17 protein-coding genes and 1 pseudogene are annotated in these 26,095 nt (G+C 69.3%); 14 read left to right on the top strand and 4 right to left on the bottom strand.

Annotated elements, in window-relative coordinates:
- The first annotated feature begins 94 nt into the window (after positions 1-94).
- From OHS70_RS09465 to hflX, 3 genes are all read left to right on the top strand, one after another.
- The gene (locus OHS70_RS09465; RefSeq protein ID WP_328395656.1) at positions 95-2,173 is read left to right on the top strand and encodes a RelA/SpoT family protein; all 2,079 of its coding nucleotides are present in this window, start codon (positions 95-97) and stop codon (positions 2,171-2,173) included.
- A gap of 75 nt (positions 2,174-2,248) precedes the next feature.
- Positions 2,249-3,748, top strand: coding sequence for a M1 family metallopeptidase (locus tag OHS70_RS09460; RefSeq protein ID WP_328395654.1), 1,500 nt, complete (start codon positions 2,249-2,251; stop codon positions 3,746-3,748).
- 179 nt (positions 3,749-3,927) lie between these two features.
- Entirely contained in the window at positions 3,928-5,430 is a 1,503-nt protein-coding gene (gene hflX / locus OHS70_RS09455) for a GTPase HflX (RefSeq protein ID WP_328395652.1), read from the top strand.
- A gap of 93 nt (positions 5,431-5,523) precedes the next feature.
- On the opposite strand, the gene OHS70_RS09450 is transcribed toward hflX, so the two are convergent.
- Complete coding sequence (locus tag OHS70_RS09450; protein ID WP_328395650.1) at positions 5,524-6,699, bottom strand: trypsin-like serine peptidase; 1,176 nt, start codon at positions 6,697-6,699, stop codon at positions 5,524-5,526.
- A gap of 325 nt (positions 6,700-7,024) precedes the next feature.
- Between OHS70_RS09450 and OHS70_RS09445 the strand changes: the two genes are divergently transcribed.
- The 5 genes from OHS70_RS09445 (at position 7,025) to OHS70_RS09425 (ending at position 15,093) form a co-directional block, all read left to right on the top strand.
- Positions 7,025-8,395, top strand: a complete 1,371-nt coding sequence (locus tag OHS70_RS09445; protein WP_328395648.1) for a diaminobutyrate--2-oxoglutarate transaminase family protein — start codon at positions 7,025-7,027, stop codon at positions 8,393-8,395.
- A 29-nt stretch (positions 8,396-8,424) separates the two neighbouring features.
- Positions 8,425-10,326: an IucA/IucC family protein gene (locus OHS70_RS09440; RefSeq protein ID WP_328395646.1), complete on the top strand. Its 1,902-nt coding sequence runs from the start codon at positions 8,425-8,427 to the stop codon at positions 10,324-10,326.
- A 75-nt stretch (positions 10,327-10,401) separates the two neighbouring features.
- On the top strand, positions 10,402-11,145 hold the full coding sequence (locus OHS70_RS09435; protein ID WP_328395644.1) for a GNAT family N-acetyltransferase: 744 nt from the start codon (positions 10,402-10,404) through the stop codon (positions 11,143-11,145).
- A gap of 59 nt (positions 11,146-11,204) precedes the next feature.
- Positions 11,205-13,070, top strand: coding sequence for an IucA/IucC family protein (locus OHS70_RS09430; protein ID WP_328395642.1), 1,866 nt, complete (start codon positions 11,205-11,207; stop codon positions 13,068-13,070).
- A gap of 52 nt (positions 13,071-13,122) precedes the next feature.
- Positions 13,123-15,093 (top strand): ATP-dependent DNA helicase, encoded by a 1,971-nt coding sequence (locus OHS70_RS09425; protein WP_328395640.1) that lies wholly within the window; start codon positions 13,123-13,125, stop codon positions 15,091-15,093.
- A 103-nt stretch (positions 15,094-15,196) separates the two neighbouring features.
- Here the strand turns inward: OHS70_RS09425 and lexA are convergent, their stop codons facing one another.
- Positions 15,197-15,982: a transcriptional repressor LexA gene (gene lexA, locus OHS70_RS09420; RefSeq protein ID WP_328395638.1), complete on the bottom strand. Its 786-nt coding sequence runs from the start codon at positions 15,980-15,982 to the stop codon at positions 15,197-15,199.
- A gap of 590 nt (positions 15,983-16,572) precedes the next feature.
- On the opposite strand from lexA, the gene nrdR reads away from it, so the two are divergent.
- Positions 16,573-17,085 carry a transcriptional regulator NrdR gene (nrdR, locus tag OHS70_RS09415; protein ID WP_328395636.1) on the top strand — a complete coding sequence of 171 codons (513 nt, stop codon included), beginning with the start codon at positions 16,573-16,575 and terminating at the stop codon, positions 17,083-17,085.
- Between the two features lie 170 nt (positions 17,086-17,255).
- A complete protein-coding gene (locus tag OHS70_RS09410) occupies positions 17,256-20,147 on the top strand; it encodes a vitamin B12-dependent ribonucleotide reductase (protein ID WP_328395634.1) in 2,892 nt (963 codons plus the stop codon).
- Positions 20,148-20,286: 139 nt separating this feature from the next.
- Here the strand turns inward: OHS70_RS09410 and OHS70_RS09405 are convergent, their stop codons facing one another.
- A complete protein-coding gene (locus tag OHS70_RS09405) occupies positions 20,287-20,817 on the bottom strand; it encodes a TerD family protein (protein WP_328395632.1) in 531 nt (176 codons plus the stop codon).
- 55 nt (positions 20,818-20,872) lie between these two features.
- A pseudogene (locus tag OHS70_RS09400) lies at positions 20,873-21,830 on the bottom strand (DUF1152 domain-containing protein).
- Between the two features lie 90 nt (positions 21,831-21,920).
- Between OHS70_RS09400 and OHS70_RS09395 the strand changes: the two are divergent.
- The 4 genes from OHS70_RS09395 (at position 21,921) to OHS70_RS09380 (ending at position 26,037) form a co-directional block, all read left to right on the top strand.
- Entirely contained in the window at positions 21,921-22,526 is a 606-nt protein-coding gene (locus OHS70_RS09395; protein ID WP_328395630.1) for a YdbC family protein, read from the top strand.
- A 14-nt stretch (positions 22,527-22,540) separates the two neighbouring features.
- Positions 22,541-23,200: a histidine phosphatase family protein gene (locus tag OHS70_RS09390; protein WP_328395628.1), complete on the top strand. Its 660-nt coding sequence runs from the start codon at positions 22,541-22,543 to the stop codon at positions 23,198-23,200.
- Positions 23,201-23,212: 12 nt separating this feature from the next.
- The gene (locus tag OHS70_RS09385; RefSeq protein ID WP_328395626.1) at positions 23,213-24,121 is read left to right on the top strand and encodes an ADP-ribosylglycohydrolase family protein; all 909 of its coding nucleotides are present in this window, start codon (positions 23,213-23,215) and stop codon (positions 24,119-24,121) included.
- A gap of 428 nt (positions 24,122-24,549) precedes the next feature.
- Positions 24,550-26,037 carry a DUF4153 domain-containing protein gene (locus OHS70_RS09380; RefSeq protein ID WP_443062586.1) on the top strand — a complete coding sequence of 496 codons (1,488 nt, stop codon included), beginning with the start codon at positions 24,550-24,552 and terminating at the stop codon, positions 26,035-26,037.
- The last annotated feature ends 58 nt before the right edge of the window (positions 26,038-26,095 follow it).

The raw sequence follows: 26,095 nt of genomic DNA, 5'->3' as shown, positions 1-26,095 counted from the left end.
ACTGCGCCACGTGGTGGGCTCGGTAGCATCAAGCACCGGCCCGGAGGGCACGCCTGCCTTTCCCACCGCCGGTCGAAGCAGCCGGAGGTGCCCCATGAGTGCAGAGGCCGCCAACCCTGGTGCCCACAGTCGCAGGCGCGGCCGCCCCAGGATCGACCTCCGCAGGCTGGGCCGCGCCGCGCTGCTCGGCACCACCGGCCGCGACCGGCTCCCCGACGCCATCAGCCATGTCGCCGACGTCCACCGGGCGCACCACCCGGACGCCGACCTGACCATCCTGCACAAGGCATATGTTCTGGCGGAATCCTCCCATCGCGGACAGTTCCGCAAGAGCGGCGAGCCGTACATCACCCATCCGCTCGCCGTCACCCTGATCCTCGCGGAACTGGGTGCGGAGACCACCACATTGACCGCGTCCCTGCTGCACGACACCGTCGAGGACACCGAAGTGACGCTCGATCAGGTGCGCGAGGAGTTCGGCTCGGAGGTGTGCTACCTCGTCGACGGGGTCACCAAACTCGAAAAGGTCGACTACGGAGCAGCCGCCGAACCAGAGACATTCAGAAAGATGCTCGTCGCCACCGGCAATGACGTCCGCGTGATGTCCATCAAACTCGCCGACCGGCTGCACAACATGCGCACCCTCGGCGTGATGCGTCCCGAGAAACAGGCCCGGATCGCCAAGGTCACCCGCGACGTGCTCATCCCGCTCGCCGAACGGCTCGGTGTGCAGGCGCTCAAGACCGAGCTGGAAGACCTCGTCTTCGCGATCCTGCACCCCGAGGAGTACGAACGCACCCGCGCGCTGATCGCGGAGAACTCCACGGCCTGCGACGCGCTCGCCGCCGTCGCCGACGACTTCCGGGGTGTGCTGCGCGACGCGGGCATCAGTTCCGAAGTCCTCATCAGACCAAGACACTTCGTCTCCGTGCACCGTGCCTGTCTCAAACGGACCGAACTGCGCAGCACCGACTTCGGCCGGCTGCTGGTACTCGTCGGCGAGGACGCCGACTGCTACGGGGTGCTCGGCGAACTGCACACCTGCTTCACCCCGGTGATCTCCGAGTTCAAGGACTTCATCGCCGCCCCCAAGTTCAACCTCTACCAGTCGCTGCACACGGCGGTCGCGGGCCCCGAAGGCGCCATCGTCGAAGTCCTCATCCGTACGCACCAGATGCACAAGGTCGCCGAGGCGGGAGTGATCGCGCTCGGCAACCCCTACGTACCCGTCGAAGGCGCCGAACCGCTCGACGGCGAGCGCGCCGACCCCACCCGGCCCGGCTGGCTCTCCCGCCTTCTGGAATGGCAGCAGTCCGCCCCCGACCCCGACACCTTCTGGACCTCATTGCGTGCGGATCTCGCGCAGGACCGTGAGATCACCGTCTTCCGCGCCGACGGCCGGGCGCTCGGCCTGCCCGCCGGTGCGAGCTGTGTCGACGCCGCCTACGCGCAGTACGGAGGAGAGGCGCACGCCTGCATCGGCGCCCGGGTCAACGGCCGGCTCGCGACCTTGAGCACCGTCCTGAGAGACGGTGACACGGTGCATCTGCTGCTCGCCCAGGACTCGGCGTCCGGACCGTCGCCCGACTGGCTGGACCACGCCCGCACACCCGCGGCGCGCATCGCGATCAAGGGCTGGCTGGACACCCACCCGGAAGGCGCGAGCACCCCTTCGGCCGCCCCCCGCCGCCCCGCCCCGGTCACCGCCGACCGCCCCACGGTCGCGAACGCCGTGGTCGACCTGCCCGAAGCGACTGTACGGCTCGCCGGGTGCTGCACACCCGTGCCGCCCGACGCTGTCATCGGCTTTGCCGTGAGGGGCGGCGCCGTGACCGTCCACCGTGCCCAGTGTCCCGGGGTGACCCGGATGAAGGAGACCGGCCGTGAGCCCGTGCCGGTGCGCTGGGGCGACACCGCCGAGTGCCGGGTCACGCTGATCGCCGAGTCCTTCGGACGCCCGCGACTGCTCGCGGATCTCACGGAAGCGATCGCAACCCAGGGCGCGGCGATCGTCTCGGCCACGGTCGAGCCTCCCAGCCAGCAGCGCGTACGGCACACGTACACCCTCCAACTCCCTGATTCCGCCGGGCTTCCCGCTCTGATGCGCGCCATGCGGGACGTTCCAGGGGTGTACGACGTGAGCCGCGCCCAGCATCCGGCGGCCACCGGCTGACATCGTTCGGGTGGTGCACACGCGTCTGTCGCGTGCCGTCACCGGACACGCCGGGCGCGCTGGTAGCCGTAATGCATGCCGCACTCTTCCCGGCGCCGTCTGCGTGCCGTACTGCTCGCCGCCACGTCCGTCGCTCTCGTCGCCGCGTCCGTGCCCTCGCCCGAACCCCTCGGCATCGGCGACCGGCTGTTCCCCCAGCTCGGCAACCCCGGTTACGACGTCCTCGAATACGACATCGCATTCACGTACAAGGGCAGCAACTCCAAGCCGCTGGACGCCGTCACCAGGATCGGCGCCCTGGCCACGCAGCGGCTGGAGCGCGTGAATCTCGACTTCCACCACGGCACGGTGCGCACGGTGGAGGTCAACGGCCGGACCGCCGAGTTCGCCACGGCGGGGGAGGACCTCGTCATCGAGCCGTCCTCCGTCGTCCGGCGGGGCACGATGATGCAGATCACCGTCACTCACACCAGTGACCCCCGCGGCCCCATGGACGCGGGCGGCTGGGTCCGGACCGGCGACGGGCTGGTGATGGCGAACCAGGCGGACGCCGCACATCGCGTCTTCCCCTCCAACGACCACCCGGCGGACAAGGCGTATTTCACCTTCCGGATCACCGCCCCCGCCACGTACACGGTGGTGGCCAACGGCCGTCGGCTGGCTCACGCCGTGAACGGCAGGACCGCCACCTGGGCCTATCGGACCGAGCACCCCATGGCCACCGAACTGGCCCAGGTGGCCATCGGCCGCTCGACCGTGATCGAACGGAAGGGGCCGCACGGGCTGCCCGTCCGCGACGTCGTCCCCACCGCCGACCGCACCAGGCTCGAACCCTGGCTGAAGAAGACACCCGCCCATGTGACCTGGATGGAAAAGAAGGTCGGCCGCTATCCCTTCGAGACGTACGGGCTGCTGGTCGCCGACGCCGAGACCGGATTCGAGCTGGAGACGCAGACTCTCTCGCTCTTCGAACGCGCGCTGTTCACCAACACCGCGCTCCCGGTGTGGTACGTCGACTCGGTCATGGTGCACGAGCTCGCCCACCAGTGGTTCGGCAACAGCGTCTCGCCCCGGACCTGGGCCGACCTGTGGCTGAACGAGGGACACGCCACCTGGTACGAGGCGCTGTACGCCGACGAGAAGGCGAACCAGTCGCTGGTCAAGCGCATGCGGCTGGCCTACCAGCACTCCGACGGCTGGCGTGCCGCGGGCGGACCGCCCGCCGCGCCCGAGACGCCGGCGCCCGGGAAGAAGCTCAGCATTTTCAGGCCTGTGGTGTACAACGGCAGCGCCCTGGTCCTGTACGCGCTGCGCCAGACGATCGGGACGGACGCCTTCGCCCGCCTCGAGCGCGAGTGGGTGCGCCGATACCGCGACGGCGTTGCCTCAACGCAGGACTTCACCCGGCTCGCATCGCAGATCGCGGGGCGTGACCTCACGCAGTTCTTCCAGGGCTGGCTGTACGCAAAGAGGACGCCGCCGATGCCGGGCCATCCCGACTGGCGCAGCGAGCCGCCGGTGCGCAACACCGCGCCGGACGCTCCGCACGCCGCCGCAGGGCATGGCACCCCCTGAAACCTGCGTGACGCCGCAGCGTGACCGTGCGACCATCGACAGGTCGGCGATGCGTCGCCACCTGATTCCCGTGAGGGAATCATCCGGGGCCGTCACACGTTGTCACGGTTGTACCGGGTGAGATTTCCCGGTCCGCGGCACATCCCGGCAACCAGCTGTTCCATCGACGTAAGGATCCAATGACCTCCTCTTCATCCCCTTCCCAGGACGAGCAGAGCTTCGCGCAGACGCGTACCGAGAGCCTTCGGGCCGATGCCCTGATGGAAGAGGACGTCGCCTGGAGCCACGAGATCGACACGGAGCGGGACGGCGATCAGTTCGACCGCTCGGAGCGCGCCGCGCTGCGGCGTGTGGCGGGCCTCTCCACCGAGCTCGAGGACGTCACCGAGGTCGAGTACCGACAGCTGCGCCTGGAGCGTGTGGTGCTGGTCGGCGTCTGGACCTCGGGGACCGTGCAGGACGCGGAGAACTCCCTGGCGGAGCTCGCCGCGCTGGCAGAGACCGCGGGCGCACTCGTGCTCGACGGCGTCATCCAGCGCCGTGACAAGCCGGACCCGGCCACCTACATCGGATCGGGCAAGGCGTTCGAGCTGCGCGACATCGTGCTCGAAACCGGGGCCGACACCGTCGTGTGCGACGGTGAGCTGAGCCCCGGCCAGCTGATCCACCTCGAGGACGTCGTCAAGGTCAAGGTGGTCGACCGCACTGCCCTGATCCTCGACATCTTCGCCCAGCACGCCAAGTCCCGAGAGGGCAAGGCGCAGGTGTCGCTCGCACAGATGCAGTACATGCTGCCGCGGCTGCGCGGCTGGGGTCAGTCGCTTTCCCGGCAGATGGGTGGCGGTGGCTCCGGCTCCTCGGGCGGCGGTATGGCCACCCGTGGTCCCGGTGAGACCAAGATCGAGACGGACCGTCGTCGGATCCGCGAGAAGATGGCGAAGATGCGCCGGGAAATCGCGGAGATGAAGACCGGCCGCGAGATCAAGCGACAGGAGCGCCGGCGCAACAAGGTGCCCTCGGTCGCCATCGCCGGCTACACCAACGCGGGCAAGTCGTCCCTGCTCAACCGCCTCACGGGCGCCGGTGTCCTGGTGGAGAACGCGCTGTTCGCCACCCTGGACCCGACCGTCCGCCGGGCCGAGACGCCGAGCGGCCGGCTCTACACCCTGGCCGACACCGTCGGTTTCGTACGGCATCTGCCGCACCACCTGGTGGAGGCCTTCCGTTCCACTATGGAGGAGGTCGGTGACTCCGACCTGATCCTGCACGTGGTGGACGGATCGCATCCCGCACCGGAGGAGCAGCTGGCCGCCGTGCGCGAGGTGATCCGTGATGTCGGCGCGGTGGACGTGCCCGAGATCGTGGTGATCAACAAGGCTGACGCGGCCGACCCGCTGGTGCTGCAGCGCCTGATGCGCCTGGAGCGGCATGCGATCGCCGTGTCCGCGCGGACCGGCAGGGGCATCGACCAGCTGCTGCAGCTGATCGACGCGGAACTGCCGCGGCCGCAGGTCGAGATCGAGGTTCTTCTGCCCTACACCCAGGGCGGTCTGGTCTCGCGTGTGCACGCCGACGGCGAGGTGATCTCCGAGGAGCACACCACGGAGGGCACGCTGCTCAAGGCGCGGGTGCATGAGGAGCTGGCCGCAGCGCTGGCGCCCTATGTCCCGGTGACGCACTGACGCCCACCTGTAGCGACGGACGGCGCCCGCCCCTCGTGAGCGAGGGGCGGGCGCCGTCCGTTGTGCTGCCGGGAGGCTCGATGCCTTCGGGTCCTACCGGCCCGCGAACTTCTTGCTGACCGCGCTGTAGACGCCCTCGGCCTCCTTGCCCAGGCGCGGACCGGCCAGCCAGCCGGCCGTCACCGGGCCGATCGAGGTGTTCGACACCAGGGCGGGCTTGCCGTCCTGGCCCTGGGCGACCCAGCCACCGCCGGAGGATCCACCGGTCATCGTGCAGCCGATGCGGTACATCGTCGGCTCCTCGGCCTTGAGGGAGAGCCGGCCCGGCTTGTCGCCGCACTGGAACATCTTCTGGCCGTCGAACGGCGGGGCCGCCGGGTAGCCGGTCGCCGTCATGGTGGCGATCTTCGGCACGGCGGGAGCGTTGAACTCGACCGGGAGCGCCGAACCGACCGTCTCCTCCAGCGACTTGCCCGTGCCGCCCTTCTCCGGGGTGACATGGATGACGGCGAAGTCGTACGGCGCACCCTGGCCGCCGGTGGCGGCGCCCTGGGAGATCCACTGCTCGGAGGTCTGGGCCCAGTCGCCCCACCACACACCGTACGGAGCGATCTCTTCCTTGGGAGTCTGCTCCAGGTCGGCCGTCGCCTTGGCGCCGTTGTTGTACGAGGGTACGAACGCGATGTTGCGGTACCAGCCGCCCTCCTTGCCCGCGTGCACGCAGTGGCCCGCGGTCCACACCAAGTTGGACTTGCCGGGGTTGGCCGGGTCCTTGACGACTGTCGCGGAGCACACCATCGAACCCTGCGGACCGTCGAAGAACACCTTGCCGGCCTCGGCCGCATTCGCGTGGTACGGGGCCTTCACCGCCTGCGCGTTGACCGGAGCGGGCGTCGGGTCGGTGACACCCTCGTCGCCCGATATGTCGTTGTCGACGGGCTTCTCGGGAGGAGTGTCGGCATCGCGCATCCGGTCCGGGTCCCAGAGGTCCTCGATGATCGGGTTGACGAAGTCCTTGGCCTCACGCAGCCACTTGTCCCTGTCCCAGTTCTTCCACTCGCCGTTCCTCCACTTGTCCAGGTCGATCCCGTGCTCCTTGAGCCGGTCCTTGAGATCTTCCGGAATGGTGAGGTTCGGGTCGGCAGGCTGGCTGGCCGGCACGCTCGGCTTGTCACCCGCGTTGTCCTCGCTCGGCCCGCAGGCGGTGGCAGTCAGCGCGAGCACAGCGGCGATGGAGGCCGCGGCAAGCGTCGGGCGAATGGGTCGCATGTCTTGATCCCCCTGGGACTTCATACTGCTGGTGATCTGTCAAAACCGTCGCAACTCCGGGCAATTACCGCATATGCAGCGTTGTCTCGCCCGCCCCGGTGTCATGCTTCGAGCCGAGGTGCAGCCCCCCACTATGCCGGTGCCGACTGGGACGGTGCGCAGCAGGTCCGCGGTTCCGCTCCGGCAAGGATCTCCCGGATGACCGTGATCCGCGGCTGTCGGCGTCGTTGGTACGTACGGGGGACTCAAGGGCGGTGTTCACCACAGGTGGGCGGCGTGCGAGTGCCGTACCGGGACAACTGTGACAGCGGGAGGACCAACAGCCGTGGCCGTGACCGAATCTGCACCCGCGGCGCTGTCCGCCGCGCACGAGGGCATTCTGCGCCGGCAGTCGCTCCGTGAATCCGCGGCCCGCACCTACGCCCGATCACTGCCCATCGTGCCGGTACGGGCCCGGGGCCTGACCATCGAGGGCGCCGACGGCCGGCGCTATCTCGACTGTCTGTCAGGAGCGGGCACGCTGGCGCTCGGCCACAACCACCCCGTCGTCCTCGAAGCGATCAAGAAGGTCCTCGACTCGGGCGCCCCGCTGCATGTCCTCGACCTCGCCACACCGGTCAAGGACGCCTTCATCACCGAGCTGTTCGCCACGCTGCCGAAGCAGTTTGCCGAGGGTGCCCGCATCCAGTTCTGCGGACCCGCGGGCACCGACGCCGTCGAGGCCGCGCTCAAACTCGTCCGCACCGCGACCGGCCGCACGGGTCTTCTCGCTTTCACCGGCGCGTACCACGGCATGACGGCGGGCGCGCTCGACGCTTCCGGTGGCGCTACCGACGTACGTGTGACCCGGCTGCCCTTCCCGCAGAACTACCGCTGCCCCTTCGGTGTGGGCGGCGGCCGCGGGGCCGAACTCGGCGCCCGCTGGACCGAGAACCTCCTCGACGACCCCAAGGGCGGTGTGCCGAAACCGGCCGGCATGATCCTGGAACCCGTGCAGGGCGAGGGCGGAGTCCTTCCCGCCCCCGACGACTGGCTGCGCCGGATGCGCGAGATCACCGCCGAGCGGTCCATCCCCCTGATCGCCGATGAGGTGCAGACAGGAGTAGGACGCACGGGCACCTTCTGGGCCGTCGAGCACAGCGGGATCGTGCCTGACGTGATGGTCCTCTCCAAGGCCATCGGAGGCTCCCTTCCACTTGCAGTGATCGTCTACAGGTCCGAACTCGACGCATGGGAGCCCGGCGCCCACGCCGGCACCTTCCGCGGTAACCAGCTCGCCATGGCGGCAGGCGCGGCCACCCTCGCCTTCGTACGCGAGAACCGCCTCGCCGACCGCGCCGCAACACTCGGCGCCCGGATGCTCGGCCGCCTTCAAGGCCTGGCCGCTGCCCATCCCTTCATGGGAGACGTACGCGGCCGGGGCCTGATGATCGGCGTGGAAATCGTCGATCCCGAAGCCTCCGACGCGCTGGTCCCTCCCCCTGCGCCCGACCTTGCCGCCGCGGTTCAGCAGGAATGCCTGAACCGAGGTCTCATCGTCGAACTCGGCGGCCGCCAGGCCGGTGTCGTGCGTCTCCTCCCGCCGCTCACCATCACCGACGAACAGGCCATGGCCGTCCTCGAGCGCTTCGCCGACGCCCTGGCTGCCGCAGAGCGCTCCGCAAAAGGCCGCGCCGACAGCCGGCAGCCGCACTGACCCCGGACAACGTCACAAGGAAGCCCTCCGTGAACTCCAGCCCCACCCCCGATGCGCCCGAGGCCGACTCCCGTGCCACTGCAGCCCACAGCGGGCCGGGCGGAGCACGCCGCCCCGTCACGGTCGAAGCCGCGACCGTGCCCCGCCAGCAGAGCAGGGGCATCCGCGAACAGCTCCCATCCGCCGCGGACCGGCCGGCCGCGGGAACCGCACCCGAGCCCCTCGACCACACCGACCCGAGCCGTGCGGCGGACGCGGCGGCCGTGGAGAACCTCCTCCGCTGCTGGGTGCGGGAGAACAACCTGGCCGAACCCGATGGCGACACCCTGCACATCCCGCTCGACGCCAGCGGAGTCGCCCTCATCGTCCCGGTCCGCTACTGGTCACCCGCCGGCTGGCACCGCTTCGGCCCGCCCAGCATGCAAGGGAGCCGGCCGGACGCCCCCGTCGTCGACGCGGTGACCCTGGCCGCCCTGCTCGGCCGCGAAGCCGGTCAGAGCGACGGAGCCGACCTGGTCGCCCGGGTCGCCGACTCCGTACGGCGCACCGCCGGTTTCATCGCCGACCGCCGCGAGCGGCCCGCCGCTCCGCCCGAGGCGGACCTCTTCCTCACCGCCGAGCAGTCGCTGCTGCTCGGCCACCCACTGCATCCGACACCCAAGAGCCGCGAGGGTCTGTCCGAGACCGAAATCCAGCTCTACTCACCCGAGGTGTACGGCTCCTTCCCGCTGCACTGGATGGCTGTCGACCGCTCCGTCCTCGCCACCGGCTCGGCCTGGACGGAACAAGGAAGGACCGTGCCCGCCGAGCGGCTCACCACCCGGCTGGCCGGGAATCTCGAACTCCCCGACAACGCCGTCCCCTTGCCCATGCACCCTTGGCAGGCCCGCGACGCGAAGAACCGCCCCGCCGTCGCCGCGCTTCTTGACTCCGGTCTGCTGCGTGATCTGGGGCCTCACGGTGACCCCTGGCACCCCACCTCCTCGGTCCGCACCGTGCACCGCCCTGGCTCACCGGTCATGCTCAAGCTCTCTCTCGGCGTACGCATCACCAACTCCCGTCGTGAGAACCTCCGCAAGGAACTCCATCGCGGGCTCGAGGTCCACCGCCTGCTCCGCAGCGGGCTGGCCGAGCAGTGGCAGGCCGCCCACCCCGGCTTCGACATCGTGCGCGATCCCGCCTGGCTCGCCGTCGACGCCCCGGACGGTGAGCCGCTCCCCGGACTCGACGTCGTCCTGCGCCACAACCCCTTCGGACCGGGCGATGACGCGGTCTGCATCGCGGGACTGACCGCCCCCCGTCCCTGGCCGGGCCGCCCCGCCATGTACTCCCGCCTGGCCGATGTGGTCGAGCGGCTCTCGACCCGTACCGGCCGGCCCACCGGCGCGGTCGCCGCCGAGTGGTTCCTGCGCTACCTGGACCACGTGGTGCGACCCGTGCTGTGGCTGGATGCCACAGCGGGCATCGCCCTGGAAGCCCACCAGCAGAACACGCTGGTGCTCCTTGACCCTGAGGGATGGCCCGTAGGCGGCCGATACCGCGACAACCAGGGCTACTACTTCCGAGAGTCCCACCGCGCCCAACTCGAGCACCGCCTCCCCGGCATCGGCACCGTCAGCGACACCTTCGTCTCCGACGAGGTCACCGACGAGCGCTTCGCCTACTACCTCGGCATCAACAACGTGCTGGGCCTGATCGGAGCCTTCGGCGCACAGCGCCTCGCTGACGAGCGCGTACTGATCGCAGCCTTCAGGCGGTTCCTCGCCGGCGCGGCCGATCTCGGCTCGCCCCTGCCCGCGCAGCTTCTCGACGCGTCCACGCTGCGGTCCAAGGCCAACCTCCTGACCCGGCTCCGCGGCCTCGACGAGCTCATCGGACCCGTCGACACCCAGTCCGTGTACGTCACCATCACCAACCCCCTTCGTTCCTGAGGACGTGCTCGAGGATCTCTCCAGGAGTCCCTCGACAACTGATCACTGACCGAACCGCGAGAGGAGAACGCCACCGTGCCTCCAACCGATGCGAGCACCGACACCGGAGCCGGTCCCGCACCCCAGCCCGGAGGAGGCGTGGAGGACACCCTCGATCTGCGGCTGCCCGAGGAACTCCTCGCGCTGTTCCGGAAGAACGAGATGCCTGTGGAGCCTCACCGGCCGGCCGGTGAGGAGGACTCCTCAGGCGATCTGCTCGACAACCTCGCCGACTGGGCTCCCGTAACCACGTCGGTCGGCCTCTTCCAGCTCGTGCCCGTACGCATCGACCGCGATCTCTCACTCCTCACCCGCTGGATGAACGACCCGGCCGTGGCCGCCTTCTGGGAGCTGGCGGGACCGGAATCCGTCACCGCCGCCCATCTGCGCGCCCAGCTCGACGGGGACGGCCGCAGCATTCCCTGCCTCGGGCTGCTGGACGGCACACCCATGAGTTACTTCGAGATCTACCGCGCCGACCTGGATCCGCTCGCCCGTCACTACCCCGCCCGCCCGCATGACACAGGCATCCATCTACTGATCGGCGGCGTCGCCGACCGCGGACGCGGGATCGGCTCCACGGTCCTCAAAGCCGCAGCCGACCTCGTGCTTGAGAGTCGGTCCAGATGCGCACGTGTGATCGCAGAACCCGACCTGCGCAACACCCCCTCCGTCTCGGCTTTTCTGAGTGCCGGCTTCCGCTTCTTCGCCGAAGTCGACCTTCCCGACAAGCGAGCGGCCCTCATGGTCCGTGACCGCGTCCTGCGGAACCTTTTGTGAACCGCCCGCTGCCTTACTTACACCGCTCGATCCGCATCGGTTCCACTCGAGGAGTCCCCGTGCCGAAGTCACCTGCCAGCAACGACTCCACCGACTCCGCGCACCCGGCCACCGTCCCCTTCACCCCGGCCGGACTGACCCGTGAAGCCTGGGACCGGGCAGCTGCCCGGCTCCTGGCCAAGATGCTCGGCGAGTTCGCCTACGAAGAGATCATCGAGCCGGTCCCGGTCCCGGCCACCGTTCCGGACTGCCACGACGCCGGCGAATCGGGGGGCCGCGGGGACCCCTACACCCTCCCGATCGACGACAACGGCGGCGGCCTGACCGTCCGCGCCCGGCGCGGCGCGTACGGCAGCTGGCGCGTCGATCCCAGCTCCGTCATGCTCGACGGCCGGCCCTTCCGAGACCCGCTCGCCTTCCTCGCCCGGGCCCGGGATCTGCTCGCCCTGGACGGGGCCACCCTCGGCCACCTCCTTCGCGAGCTGTCCGTCACCCTCACCGCCGACACCGCACTCGACGGCACGGCGCTGAACTGTGCCGAACTCGCCGACCTCGGCTATGCCGAACTCGAAGGACACCAGACCGGGCACCCGTGGCTCGTCCTCAACAAGGGCCGCATCGGCTTCTCCGCAACCGATACCGCCGACTGGTCACCCGAGGCCCGCCGCCCCGCCCGTCTGCCGTGGGTCGGGGTCAGCTCGGCCATCGCTGCCTACCGAGGCGTTTGCGGCCTCGCCGAGCCCGACGAGCTGTACGCCCGAGAGCTGGACCCACCCGTGCGAGAGTCGTTCGCCGCCGCGCTCCGAGCGAAAGGGCTGGACCCGGCCGGCTATCTCTTCCTGCCCGTACACCCATGGCAATGGGACGAGGTGCTGCTCCCCCTCTTCGCCCCCGCAATCGCCCGCGGGGACATCGTGCCGCTGCCGACCGACGGCGATCGCCGACTGCCCCAGCAGTCCATCCGTACCTTCGTGAACCTGGACCGCCCCGAGCGGCACACCGTGAAGCTGCCGCTGTCCATCCTCAACACCCTCGTCTGGCGCGGCCTGCCCACCGAGCGCACCCTCGCCGCCCCGGCCGTCACTCGCTGGGTGCACGCGCTGCGTGACGCGGACCCCTTTCTGCGGGACGAATGCGGCGTGATCCTGCTCGGCGAGGTCGCCTCGGTGACCGTCGAGCACCCGCTCTACGACCATCTCGCCGAGGTGCCGTACCAGTACAAGGAACTGCTCGGAGCGATCTGGCGCGAGCCGCTCCAGCCGCGCCTCGCGCCCGGAGAGCGGGCACGTACCCTCGCCTCCCTCCTCCACACCGATCCACACGGCCGCGCCTTCACGGCGGAACTGGTCGCCCGCTCAGGGCTCACTCCCACCGTGTGGCTGCAGCGGTTGTTCTCCGCGCTGCTCCCCCCTCTGCTGCACTTCCTGTACCGCTACGGAACGGTCTTCTCACCGCACGGGGAGAATGCCATCGTCGTGTTCGACGGCGACGACATCCCGGTGCGGCTGGCGATCAAGGACTTCGTCGACGATGTGAATGTCAGCGCGCAGCCGCTGCCCGAGCACGACTCGATGCCGGACGACGTCCGCCGCACTCTTCTGACGGAGGAGCCGGCCTTCCTCACCCAGTTCATCCACTCGGGACTCTTCGTCGGAGTGTTCCGGTATCTCGCGCCGCTGTGCGAGGAGCAACTGGGGGTACCGGAAGAGCAGTTCTTCTCGCTGGTACGGGCGGAGATCCTGCGGCACCAGGCACGGTTCCCGGAGCTCAAGGAGCGTTACGAGCTGTTCGACCTGCTCACCGCGCGTATCGAGCGGCTCTGTCTGAACCGCAACAGACTCCACCTCGACGGCTACCGGGACCGTCCTGAGCGACCTCACGCGGCCGTGCACGGAACCGTCGCCAACCCCCTCGGCCCGTCGTGACGGGCCGATGTCCGACCGCGCTGTCAGTGGCGCCCCGTAGGCTGGTCGGGCTATGACGAAGCCATCCCTCCCCGAGCTCCTCCACGCCGCCGTGACCGCCGTCGGCGGTGTGGAGCGGCCAGGCCAGGTCACCATGACCGAGGCCGTCGCCGAGGCCATCGACGACAATTCCCATCTGCTCGTCCAGGCAGGCACCGGCACCGGAAAGTCGCTCGGCTATCTGGTCCCGGCCCTGGCGCACGGGGAGAGGGTGGTCGTGGCCACGGCCACCCTGGCGCTCCAGCGGCAGCTCGTGGAGCGGGACCTTCCGCGGACCGTCGAGGCGCTCCATCCACTGCTGCGCCGTCGGCCCGAGTTCGCCATGCTCAAGGGGCGTTCCAACTACCTGTGTCTGCACCGGCTGCACGAGGGCGTCCCGCAGGAAGAGGAGGACGGGCTCTTCGACCAGTTCGAGGCGGCCACGCCGACGAGCAGGCTCGGTCAGGACCTGCTGTGGATGCGCGACTGGGCGGACGAGACCGAAACGGGTGACCGTGACGATCTCGCCCCTGGTGTCTCCGACCGCGCCTGGAGCCAGGTCTCGGTCTCTTCCCGGGAGTGCCTGGGCGCGTCCAAATGTGCGTACGGCGCGGAATGCTTCGCCGAGGCGGCGCGTGAGCGGGCCAAGCTCGCCGATGTCGTCGTCACCAATCACGCGCTGCTGGCGATCGACGCGATCGAGGGCGCGCCGGTGCTCCCTCAGCATGAGGTGCTGATCATCGACGAGGCCCATGAGCTGGTCTCGCGGGTCACGGGCGCCGCCACCGGCGAGCTCACTCCCGGCCAGGTCAACCGCGCGGTCCGCCGAGCGGCGAAGCTCGTCAACGAAAAGGCCGCGGACGCGCTGCAGACGGCTGCGGAGGGGTTCGAGCGGCTGATGGAGCTGGCGCTGCCCGGCCGCCTGGAGGAGATCCCCGAGGACCTCGGGTACGCGCTCATGGCTCTGCGCGACGCAGCTCGTACGGTGATCTCCGCGCTTGGCTCCACCCGCGACAAATCCGTCCAGGACGAGGACGCGGTGCGCAAACAGGCGCTGGCCTCCGTGGAGAACGTGCACGGTGTGGCCGAGCGCATCACCCAGGGCTCCGAGTACGACGTCGTCTGGTACGAGCGGCACGACCGCTTCGGGGCGTCGCTGCGCGTCGCGCCGCTGAGCGTCTCCGGGCTGCTGCGCGAGAAGCTGTTCGCCGAACGGTCGGTGGTGCTGACCTCGGCCACGCTCAAGCTGGGCGGGGACTTCAACGGCGTGGGTGCCTCGCTGGGGCTTGCTCCGGAAGGCACCGGAGGAGACGAGGTGCCGCAGTGGAAAGGCCTCGACGTCGGCTCGCCGTTCGACTACCCGAAGCAGGGCATCCTCTATGTCGCCCGTCATCTGGCGACGCCGGGCCGTGAAGGCTCACGCGGCGACATGATGGACGAGCTCGCGGAGCTCGTGGAGGCGGCGGGGGGCCGCACACTGGGACTCTTCTCGTCCATGCGGGCTGCTCAGGCGGCCGCGGAAGAGCTGCGCGGCCGGCTCGAGAAGCCGATTCTGCTGCAGGGCGAGGAGACGCTGGGTGAGCTGATCAAGTCGTTCGCCTCCGACGCCGAGACCTGCCTGTTCGGCACGCTGTCCCTGTGGCAGGGGGTTGATGTGCCCGGGCCCGGCTGTCAACTGGTGGTGATGGACCGCATCCCGTTCCCGCGTCCCGACGATCCGCTGATGAGCGCTCGCCAGAAGGCGGTCGAGGAGGCGGGTGGAAACGGGTTCATGGCGGTCGCCGCGACACATGCGGCGCTGCTGATGGCCCAGGGAGCAGGGCGGCTCGTCCGGGCCTCGGGCGACCGCGGAGTCGTCGCCGTGCTCGATCCGCGGCTGGCGAACGCCCGCTACGGCAGCTTCCTGCGGGCTTCCATGCCCGACTTCTGGTACACCACGGACCGCAATCAGGTGCGGCGTTCGCTGGCTGCCATCGACGCGGCCGCCAGGGCGGACGGCACGTAGCCGACTGCGTGAGCAGCCGGCCGTGCGTGGCCGGTCCTGAGGCAGAGCAGGACCCCGGGACCGGCGCAGTGGGTCCCGGGGTCCGGTCAGGGCGGGCGGGCCGTCAGACCCGCCGCAGGACCGCCACCACCTTGCCGAGGATCGTCGCCTCGTCACCGGGGATGGGCTGGTACGCAGCGTTGTGAGGGAGCAGCCACACATGGCCGCTCTCCCGCTTGAAACGCTTGACCGTGGCTTCGCCGTCCAGCATGGCGGCCACGATGTCGCCGTTCTCCGCGACCGGCTGGCGGCGCACGGTCACCCAGTCACCGTCGCAGATGGCGGCTTCGATCATGGAGTCGCCGACGACCTTCAGGACGAACAGCTCTCCGTCACCGACCAGCTGCCGCGGCAGCGGGAAGACGTCCTCTACCGACTCCTCGGCGAGGATCGGGCCGCCGGCCGCGATCCGGCCGACGAGGGGCACGTAGGAGGCCGCGGGCTTGCCCGTGGTGTCGGTCGGCTGGCTGCTGGGCTGGTCGGAGCCGCGGACCTCGTACGCCCTGGGGCGGTGCGGGTCCCTGCGCAGGAAGCCCTTTCGCTCCAGAGCCATGAGCTGATGCGCGACGGAGGACGTGCTGGACAGCCCGACCGCCTGGCCGATCTCGCGCATCGACGGGGGGTATCCCCGGCGCTGCACGGAGTCACGGATCACCTCGATGACACGCCGCTGCCGGTCCGTGAGGCCGGAGCTGTCCGCCCGGATCCCTGGAGGTCGGCCGGGCAGCGAGCGGGTGGGCTTGGGCCCCTCCGGGGTCGTGGCTGCGTCATTCATGGCATGCACCGGCTCGAATCGGTTCTGGGAGCGGTCCTGGGCAGTGATGGTGGCACTGTCTGCGGTGGTGGTCACGTCGGCCCCTCTCGAAATGGTCTCCCTAGCTGGACAACGGTAGTTGGTTTCGAAAGGTTGCGCCAAACACACGTTCGAGTGAAAAATCGCAGATTTCCTGACGTCCCCGCTCGGCTGGGTGTATGTGCGAACGATCGAACCGCGAGGCGGCTCGCGCCTTCACGGTACGCTTCACCGCCGGTCGCAGTGAAGCGTGCCGTCACCGCGGAAGCGCTCAAGCGGTGATGCGGGTGCAGGGGTTGCTGCGCCATGAAGTGGGCCGAGGTGGTCCCCAGTCTGGCATCCATCCGCCGCGATTCCGCGGAGCCGCGCGCCCCGCGTAGCCTCGTCGGGCGTTCGGATGCGCTGGGTGCACATGAGCGATACGGCCCGTGCACGGCCGGGCTGCCGTCCTTCCGTCAGGCGACACGCTCAACGGCGCAAAACGCGACCCACCACCAGATCTAGTGGTTGGATTGTGTGCGCCACCCAGAAGTTGTGGTCCCCCGTCCTTCAGGGGCGAGGGCATCGCCTATGCTTGTGGCTGCTTCACGGGGCTTCAACACACCTGTGAGGCCATTCAGTCGTGCTGTGAGGGAGGGTTGGGAGCCATGCACTGCCCCTTCTGCAGGCACCCAGACAGTCGTGTCGTCGACAGTCGAACCACCGACGACGGAACGTCGATCCGCCGGCGCCGTCAGTGCCCCGACTGCTCCCGCCGCTTCACGACGGTGGAGACCGCCTCGCTGATGGTGATCAAGCGCAGCGGGGTGACCGAACCCTTCAGTCGTACCAAGGTCATCTCAGGCGTGCGCAAGGCGTGCCAGGGACGGCCGGTCACCGAGGACGCCCTCGCCCAGCTCGGCCAGCGGGTCGAAGAGGCAGTGCGCGCCACGGGCAGCGCCGAGCTGACCACCCACGACGTGGGTCTGGCCATACTCGGCCCCCTGCAGGAACTCGACCTCGTCGCGTACCTGCGCTTCGCGTCCGTGTACCGGGCGTTCGATTCGCTCGAAGACTTCGAGGCCGCCATCGCGGAACTGCGGCATGAGCGGCCTCCTGCTGAGGAAGGCGGAAGCCCCGGGGACGTCGAGGTCCCCGTGCCCGCCACTGCCGCCGACTGAGCGACACCGGCCGTACAGAACGGGTCGGGGGGCCGGCCTTGCCGGTCGGCTCAAAGCGGCGAAAGACCTGTCACGGGCGCTGTGTGCGGCGCCCGGGGCAACAGACACAAACTGTGCCACGGGAAGAACTGGGCACTTCAGGGCGTTTTCGCCCGTATATGGGAGGCGGCATGACCGAGACGACGAGCGGCCCGGCACGAGGGTCCCGAGCCAAGGGATCCAAGGCGAGCAAGGGCCTGCGTATCGAGCGCATCCACACCACCCCCGGCGTGCATCCGTACGACGAGGTGGTCTGGGAACGCCGTGACGTCGTCATGACCAACTGGCGTGACGGCTCGGTGAACTTCGAGCAGCGTGGCGTCGAGTTCCCCGACTTCTGGTCGGTGAACGCGGTCAACATCGTCACCAGCAAGTACTTCCGCGGGGCCGTCGGCACCCCGCAGCGCGAGACCGGTCTCAAGCAGCTGATCGACCGGATCGTGAAGACCTACCGCAAGGCCGGCGAGGACTACAGCTACTTCGCCTCGCCCGCCGACGCCGAGATCTTCGAGCACGAGCTGGCGTACGCCCTCCTGCACCAGGTCTTCAGCTTCAACTCGCCGGTGTGGTTCAACGTCGGCACGCCTCAGCCGCAGCAGGTCTCCGCCTGCTTCATCCTGTCCGTCGACGACTCCATGGAGTCCATCCTCGACTGGTACAAGGAAGAGGGCATGATCTTCAAGGGCGGCTCCGGCGCCGGCCTGAACCTCTCCCGCATCCGCTCCTCCAAGGAGCTGCTCTCCTCCGGTGGCAACGCTTCCGGCCCGGTCTCCTTCATGCGGGGTGCCGACGCCTCCGCAGGAACGATCAAGTCGGGCGGCGCGACCCGTCGCGCGGCCAAGATGGTCATCCTCGATGTCGACCACCCCGACATCGAGGGCTTCATCGAGACCAAGGTGAAGGAAGAGGAGAAGATCCGCGCGCTGCGCGACGCGGGCTTCGACATGGACCTGGGCGGCGACGACATCACGTCCGTCCAGTACCAGAACGCCAACAACTCCGTCCGGGTGAACGACGAGTTCATGAAGGCCGTCGAGTCCGGCGGCAAATTCGGGCTGCGTGCCCGGATGACCGGCGACGTGATCGAAGAGGTCGACGCCAAGGCGCTCTTCCGCAAGATGGCCGAGGCCGCCTGGGCCTGCGCCGACCCGGGCATCCAGTACGACGACACGATCAACCACTGGCACACCTGCCCCGAGTCCGGCCGGATCAACGGCTCGAACCCGTGCAGCGAGTACATGCACCTGGACAACACCTCGTGCAACCTGGCCTCGCTGAACCTGATGAAGTTCCTCAAGGACGACGGCAAGGGCCGCCAGTCCTTCGACGCCGAGCGCTTCGCCAAGGTCGTCGAGCTGGTCATCACCGCGATGGACATCTCGATCTGCTTCGCGGACTTCCCGACGCAGAAGATCGGCGAGAACACCCGCGCCTTCCGTCAGTTGGGCATCGGCTACGCCAACCTCGGCGCCCTGCTCATGGCGACCGGCCACGCCTACGACTCGGACGGCGGCCGCGCCCTCGCCGGAGCCATCACCTCCCTGATGACCGGCACCTCGTACCGGCGTTCCGCCGAGCTCGCCGCGGTCGTCGGCCCGTACGACGGCTACGCCCGCAACGCCGAGCCGCACAAGCGCGTCATGAAGCAGCACGCCGACGCCAACAGCGCCGCCGTCCGTGTGGACGACCTGGACACGCCGATCTGGGCCGCCGCGACCGAGGCCTGGCAGGACGTCATCCGCCTCGGCGAGAAGAACGGTTTCCGTAACTCCCAGGCGTCCGTGATCGCCCCGACCGGCACCATCGGCCTCGCAATGTCCTGCGACACCACCGGCCTCGAGCCCGACCTCGCCCTGGTCAAGTTCAAGAAGCTGGTCGGCGGCGGCTCGATGCAGATCGTCAACGGCACGGTCCCGCAGGCGCTGCGCCGCCTCGGCTACCAGCCGGAGCAGATCGAGGCGATCGTCGCCCACATCGCCGATCACGGCAATGTGATCGACGCCCCGGGCCTGAAGACCGAGCACTACGAGGTCTTCGACTGCGCCATGGGCGAGCGTTCCATCTCCGCGATGGGCCACGTCCGCATGATGGCGGCCATCCAGCCGTGGATCTCGGGCGCGCTCTCCAAGACGGTCAACATGCCGGAGTCGGCGACCGTCGAAGAGGTCGAGGAGATCTACTTCGAGGCGTGGAAGATGGGCGTCAAGGCGCTCGCGATCTACCGCGACAACTGCAAGGTCGGCCAGCCCCTCTCCGCCAAGACCAAGGAGAAGGAGAAGGCCGCGGTCACGGAGAAGGCCGAGGAGACCATCCGGGCCGCGGTCGAGAAGGTGGTCGAGTACCGCCCGGTCCGCAAGCGCCTTCCGAAGGGCCGTCCCGGCATCACCACCTCCTTCACGGTCGGCGGCGCCGAGGGCTACATGACCGCCAATTCCTACCCGGACGACGGCCTCGGCGAGGTCTTCCTGAAGATGTCGAAGCAGGGCTCCACCCTCGCGGGCATGATGGACGCCTTCTCGATCGCCGTCTCGGTCGGTCTGCAGTACGGCGTTCCGCTGGAGACCTACGTCTCGAAGTTCACCAACATGCGCTTCGAGCCGGCCGGGATGACGGACGACCCGGACGTGCGGATGGCGCAGTCGATCGTCGACTACATCTTCCGCCGCCTGGCGCTGGACTTCCTGCCCTTCGAGACGCGCTCCGCGCTCGGCATCCACTCGGCGGAGGAGCGCCAGCGTCACCTGGAGACCGGTTCGTACGAGCAGTCCGTCGACGATGTCGAGGTCGATGTCGAGGGACTGGCCCAGTCCGCTCCGCGCCATCAGGACACGCTGAAGGCTGTCGTCGCTCCCAAGGCGGAGATCCCGGCCCCGAAGGAGGCGCACACCTCGGCGGAGCTGGTCGAGATGCAGCTGGGTATCAGCGCGGACGCCCCGCTCTGCTTCTCCTGCGGCACCAAGATGCAGCGGGCAGGCTCCTGCTACATCTGCGAGGGCTGCGGCTCCACGAGCGGCTGCAGCTGAACATGACGCCTTCCAGGCGTGAATGACTGATCGGAGCGGGGAGTCGCACAACGCGACTCCCCGCTCGGCTGTACCGACCACCGGGGCTTCGGCGCTTCCCTTCCGTGGTGGCCCCGTGGTCACGCCCCGGAGGAAGCGTTCAGCCGGCGCCGCCGCCCATGACCGTGATGAAGGACTGCGGATCAGCGTCGAAGCCCTGCACGGCCTCCCGGAACTCCCAGTCGCCGGCTGCGGTCCGGGTGAACTCGCAGATGACTGCGGCCCTCGACCCCGAGACCGCGGCGAAGTCGCACTTCCCCAGCTCGACATGGCCCTCCAGCACCCGCACCAGGGTGTTCGCCACATCGCCGAACACCCTCCGGCCGTCCCGCTGCTGGATGACCACGCCCACGACGACGCGTCCGTACGTCGCTGCCAGCCGGTGGAACTCGAGGGTCATCACCTCGTCGGAGCCGAAGCCCTGGCCTGTCCGGCTCTCCCTCGTCAGCGTGATCGTGCCGTCGGGCGAGCGACTGTCGAAGTGCACGACGTACGAGGGCTTGCCGTGAGGCGCGTCCGCCGGATACGTCGCAGCGACGATGTCGAGATCGATGTCGGGCTCACCCAGGGGGCTGGGGTCCCACTTGAGTGTGACCTCGGCTTTCCCGACCCCCTTGTTGAGGCTGCTCACCAGATTTCCCTTCCCCGTAACTGCCAAGAGCTATTGGTGCGTTGACCGTATCCGGTCAGTGCGGGATGCGGCGAGGCGGCCTCTGGCGCGGGACTTCCTCCCGGAATTCCGCAATCGCGCTGCTGACCTGGCGGATCAGGTGGGTGTTCTCGATCCGGTCGAGGTAAAGACAGCGGCGGGCGAGACCGTCCAGTTCGAAGGCGAAGCAGATCGACATCAGCGGATTGATGAACAGCTCACTGCCACGGGTGCGTGAGGTGAACCGCACATCGCCGAACGCCCCCTGCACCGCTGCCGCTATGGAGCCGTTCACGATGCTCGGATGGTCCGGCGTGTGCGCCTGCGCATGAGCCACCGCGTCGACGAACAAGGCGCCCTCACGCGTCGAGCGGGGCACGGAGAAGGCACCGAGGTAGGCGCCGCCGGTTTCCAGGGCGGCGATGTTCTCCAGGACGAGGCCATGGCTCACCCCGTGGTACGCGTCGACCCCGAAGCCGACCGAGACGACCAGCCGCACGGGCACATCGATGCCGTACAAGGCGGCCACGCTGGTCGTCCTCCTCGGGTGTCCCGAGCCCCGACTCGTCGCCGCGCATCAGGATGTCCGTGCCACCGTCCACGAGCACGACCGCGTCGATGTCGTACCGCTCGATCAGAGCCCGGTAGGCGTCGCGCAGCGGCTGGACACCGGTGCGGGCGAGGGCGTGCACGGTGCCGGGGTAGCCGTGCAGCGCGAGCCACTGCGCGAGGGTTCGCTCAGGGAAGTACGTCTGGTGCAGCGATGTTTCCGGGGTGATCACCGCGACATCGGGAGCGAGGAAGTCGTCCACGGACAGCCCTTCGATCGGGCTGAAGGTGAGATTCGCCAGGTGCACTTCCTTTCCCTGGTGGAGAAGGGAGAGCGCCACGGGCAGCCCGGCATAGATGTCGAAGCCGCCGCCCGCGCCAGCCACGAGGATCCGCTCGGCGGCTTCGAGACGGGCGAAGAGCGGGTTGGTGTGCAGGGCTGTCATGCAGATCATTGTGCCGAGGCGGCACAGCCGGTTCGGGTGGTCTGTGCCGGAGAGTGACCGGCGCCACGTTCCGGGCCGTACGATGGCGCGGTGCTGGTCAAGTGGATTCGCTGCACCGTGGTGGACCGTCGAGGGTTCGAGCGGGGGCAGCGGAAGTGGGCGGGGCTGCTGGGTGAGCCGGGTTTCCGTGGGCAGGGCGGAGGGTGGAGCCGAATACGGCCGGATGTGGCGCATGTGTTCGGCTTCTGGGAGAGCCGCGCCTTCTACGACTCGTTCATGGCGCGCTCCCATGACCGGCTGGCGTCGGGGCAGTCGGGGACGTACAAGGACAGTCAGGCCAAGCTGTTCGACCATCGCTTCGATGTGAAGACGGGCTTCGAACCGCGGTTCACGGACGCCGACGTGGTGCGGGTCGCCCACTGCCGGGTCCGCGAGCACCGGATCGAGCACTTCGCGCTGATGCAGGAGAAGGTGTGGAACCCGGCGATGGCCGGATCCCCGGGGATGGTGCGCGGGCTGTTCGGGGAGGCGCCAGGGAACGAGTTCCTGGTGATGTCGATGTGGCAGTCGGCGGCCGAGCACGGGAAGTACCGGACGGAGCGGGTCGAGCGGCTGCTGCTGCGCGCGCAGACCGAGGCCGATGTTTCCGCTCTCGCGGGGGATGTGGTGGAGCTGGAACCTTCCTGGACCGTGTGACTTAAGGTCGTGGCATGGCGCGACCGCGACGCATCGTCCTCGTCCGGCACGGCGAGTCGGAGGGGAACGCCGATGACACGGTGTACGAACGTGAGCCCGACCATGCGCTCCAGCTCACTGCCACCGGCTGGGCGCAGGCCGAGGAGACGGGGGCACGGCTGCGGGAACTGTTCGGACGGGAGCGCGTGAGCGTCTACGTCTCGCCGTACCGCCGCACGCACGACACCTTCCGGGCGTTCGCCCTCGACCCCGAGCTGGTGCGGGTCAGAGAGGAGCCCCGGCTGCGAGAGCAGGACTGGGGGAACTGGCAGGACCGGGAGGACGTGCGGCTGCAGAAGCAGTACCGCGATGCGTACGGGCACTTCTTCTACCGTCTGGCGCAGGGGGAGTCGGGCGCCGATGTGTACGACCGGGTGGGCGCGTTCCTGGAGAGTCTGCACCGCAGCTTCGAGTCCCCCGATCACCCCCCGAACGTGCTCATAGTCACGCACGGGCTGACGATGCGGCTGTTCTGCATGCGCTGGTTCCACTGGTCGGTCGCGGAATTCGAGTCGCTGTCCAACCCGGGCAACGGGGAGATGCGGATACTGCAGCTGGGGGAGAACGGGCGGTACACGCTTGACCGGCCGTTCGAACACTGGCGGACTCCGGAGTCGTACGGCGTCACGGGATAGAGTGGCAGGAAGATGACCGCTGACTCCTCTCGCGACCGGCGCTTCGAACGCGCCCTGGACAGCCTGCGCGGGCTGTCCGTGGGAGACGCCCTGGGCTCCCAGTTCTTTGTACCGACGAACTATCCCCTGCTGAAGCGGCGCGAGCTGCCGCCGAAGACCTGGCAGTGGACCGACGACACCGAGATGGCCTGCTCGGTCCTCGCCGTGCTCGTGGACCATGATCGCGTGGACCAGGACGCACTCGCCCGGTCCTTCGCCGAGCACCACGACTTCGACCGGGGTTACGGTCCGGCGGTCAACAGGATGCTCCGGCTGATCCGGGAGGGTGGCGACTGGCGCGAGCTGGCCGCCGAACTCTTCAAGGGCCAGGGCTCGTGGGGCAACGGGTCCGCGATGCGGATCGCCCCGCTCGGAGCCTGGTACGCGGGCGACCCGGAACAGGCCACCCATCAGGCCGAGATCTCCTCGTACACGACGCACCAGCACCGCGAGGCCGTGGTCGGCGCCATGGCCGTGGCGGCGGCAGCAGCATTGGCCGGAAACCCCGCCGGACCGCCCACGCCCGAGGAACTGCTCGACGGTGTCGTGGACCTCGTGCCGCGCAGCGCGGTCGGGGCCGGTCTGCGGCGGGCCCGGGACATGCTCGACTACAGCGACGCAGGCACCGTCGCAGCGGTGCTCGGCAGCGGCCGACGCACCAGCGCTCATGACACCGTGCCCTTCGCGCTGTGGTCCGCCGCACGTTCGCTCGGTGATTTCGAGCAGACTTTCTGGACGACGGCCCAGGTCGGCGGCGACGTCGACACCACCTGTGCAATCGCCTGTGGTGTGGTGGCGGCGGGTAAGGCCGGGCAGCCGCCCGCCGAGTGGCTGGAGCGTACGGAGGGCCTGCCCGGCTGGGTGCCCGACGGCACCAGCTGAGCAGCCCTGCCCCCTCGAGAAGGCCGGACGGTGAGCAGCCGGCAAGGTCGCATGTGAGAAGCCGCCCGGGCCTGCCGGGCGGCTCATGTGTCACGGTCCGGCTTCAGCCTCGCAGGAGAGGGGGCGGCCGGTGCCACCAGGGCTACTCTGTCCGTCACGCCGCGCTGCTGATCATGGACAGGAGCGCGCCGACGAGACACCGGGTCGTACCGCCTCAGAGCCGTGGCGGGGTGATCCGGTCGGGAGGGGGTCCCGTGCCGGACGTACATGACACACCACCGCCGAGGTCCAGTGCCGGGCCGTCCAGGCCCGCGGCAGGACCGTCCGTGCCCGGGCCCTGGGCGCCACCACCGCAGCCGCCCCGGCGCACCAGCAGAACAGGCGCGCGCAAACCGGCCGCGGCGAGCGTTGCGACACTGTGGTGCGTAGTGGCCACCGCGGTGCTCAGCGCATTTCTGCTCGGCGAAGGAGCCGGCCTCAATCTGCTGATCGTCGCGGTGCCCGCCGGACTCGGCGCGTACTTCGCCGCGAGGGCCGCCGGCCGCAGGCTGCGCCCGTGGACACTAGTGTGGGCGCTCGGCGGCATCGCGCTCCTCGCCGTACCCGTGCTGCGTGACGCCGGATGGCCGACGTTCCTCGCCGTCGTGTCGGCGCTGGCCCTCGCGTCGCTGGCGCTGAACGGCGGCCGTACCTGGCCGGGCGTGCTGCTGGGCCCGTTCGGCCTGCCGGCTTCGCTGGGTACCGGCATGGTCTGGGGATGGAACGGACTGCGCAGCCACGCTGCCGGGTCGAACGGCCGCGTGGCGCCGGTCCTGCGCACCGGCGCGGTGGCGGCGCTGCTGGTCATCGTGTTCGGAGCGCTGTTCGCGGGAGCGGACGCAGCCTTTGCCGATCTTCTCGGCAACCTGATCCCGGACGTCTCGGTCGCCGACGGCCCCTGGCGTTTCCTGCTCCTTCTGGTCGGCCTGGTCGGAGCGCTCGCCGCGGCGCACCTGGCCGCCGCCCCTCTGCGCTGGGACCGCCTTGAGATACGGCCCGGCCGGGCCCGGTCCCGCTGGGAGTGGGCGCTGCCGCTCGTGGTGCTCGACCTGCTCTTCGCCGTGTTCATAGCCGTCCAGCTCGCCGTTCTCTTCGGCGGATACGACAAGGTGCTCAGCGAGACGGGACTGACGTACTCCGCATACGCGCGCCAGGGCTTCTGGCAGCTGCTGTTCGCCACCCTGCTGACACTCGTCGTGATCGCCCTTGCGCTGCGCTGGGCACCTCGCTCCGCGGCGGGCGACCGCACTCTGGTCCGTGCCGTCCTCGGGACGCTGTGCCTGCTCACTCTGGTCGTGGTGGCGTCGGCGCTGCGCCGGATGGATCTGTACGTCGATGCCTATGGACTGACCAGGTTGCGGGTGTCCGTCGCAGCCATGGAGCTGTGGCTCGGGCTGGTGATCGTCCTGATCATGGCGGCCGGGGTGTACGGCATGAAGTGGCTGCCTCGCGCGGTAGCAGCGAGTGCCGCGGCCGCCGTGCTCGCGTTCGGTCTCGCCTCCCCGGACGGACTCGTCGCGGAACGCAACGTACAGCGCTACGAGCGCACCGGAAAGATCGACGTCGCCTATCTCCAGGAGCTGTCCGCGGATGCCGTTCCGGCCCTCGACGGGCTGCCCGAGCCGCTGCGCTCCTGTGCGCTGGACGGCATCGCACGTGCGCTGGAGGAGACGGACGACCCCTGGTACGCGACGAGTTGGGGCAAGTCCAGGGCGCGCAGCATCCTGGCCGATCGCGGCGCCCACACCGACGACACTTCGTGCGACGCGTACGACTCCGACCGCTCCGACGACTACGACGACCAGGACGACCAGGACGACCAGGACGATCGCGGCGAGTGGGAGAAGGAGGGCGAGCTCGGCCCGTACGACCAATGAGACGGCGCATCTCGCAGCAGGTCTGAGGCGCCGTGGGGTACGGGCCGTCCCCTCGCGC

The organism is Streptomyces sp. NBC_00390, assembly GCF_036057275.1.
In the GTDB taxonomy this organism is placed as follows: Bacteria; Actinomycetota; Actinomycetes; order Streptomycetales; family Streptomycetaceae; genus Streptomyces.
Note: the sequence above shows the minus strand (reverse complement) of the source record. Positions and strands in the feature narration are given on the sequence as shown.

What these genes read in the sequence shown, in the direction of transcription:
- OHS70_RS09465 (WP_328395656.1), top strand. Translation starts at nt 95, where the DNA reads ATGAGTGCAGAGGCCGCCAACCCTGGTGCCCACAGTCGCAGGCGCGGC.
- OHS70_RS09460 (WP_328395654.1), top strand. Translation starts at nt 2,249, where the DNA reads ATGCCGCACTCTTCCCGGCGCCGTCTGCGTGCCGTACTGCTCGCCGCC.
- hflX (WP_328395652.1), top strand. Translation starts at nt 3,928, where the DNA reads ATGACCTCCTCTTCATCCCCTTCCCAGGACGAGCAGAGCTTCGCGCAG.
- OHS70_RS09450 (WP_328395650.1), bottom strand. Translation starts at nt 6,699, where the DNA reads ATGCGACCCATTCGCCCGACGCTTGCCGCGGCCTCCATCGCCGCTGTG.
- OHS70_RS09425 (WP_328395640.1), top strand. Translation starts at nt 13,123, where the DNA reads ATGACGAAGCCATCCCTCCCCGAGCTCCTCCACGCCGCCGTGACCGCC.
- nrdR (WP_328395636.1), top strand. Translation starts at nt 16,573, where the DNA reads ATGCACTGCCCCTTCTGCAGGCACCCAGACAGTCGTGTCGTCGACAGT.
- OHS70_RS09410 (WP_328395634.1), top strand. Translation starts at nt 17,256, where the DNA reads ATGACCGAGACGACGAGCGGCCCGGCACGAGGGTCCCGAGCCAAGGGA.
- OHS70_RS09390 (WP_328395628.1), top strand. Translation starts at nt 22,541, where the DNA reads ATGGCGCGACCGCGACGCATCGTCCTCGTCCGGCACGGCGAGTCGGAG.
- OHS70_RS09385 (WP_328395626.1), top strand. Translation starts at nt 23,213, where the DNA reads ATGACCGCTGACTCCTCTCGCGACCGGCGCTTCGAACGCGCCCTGGAC.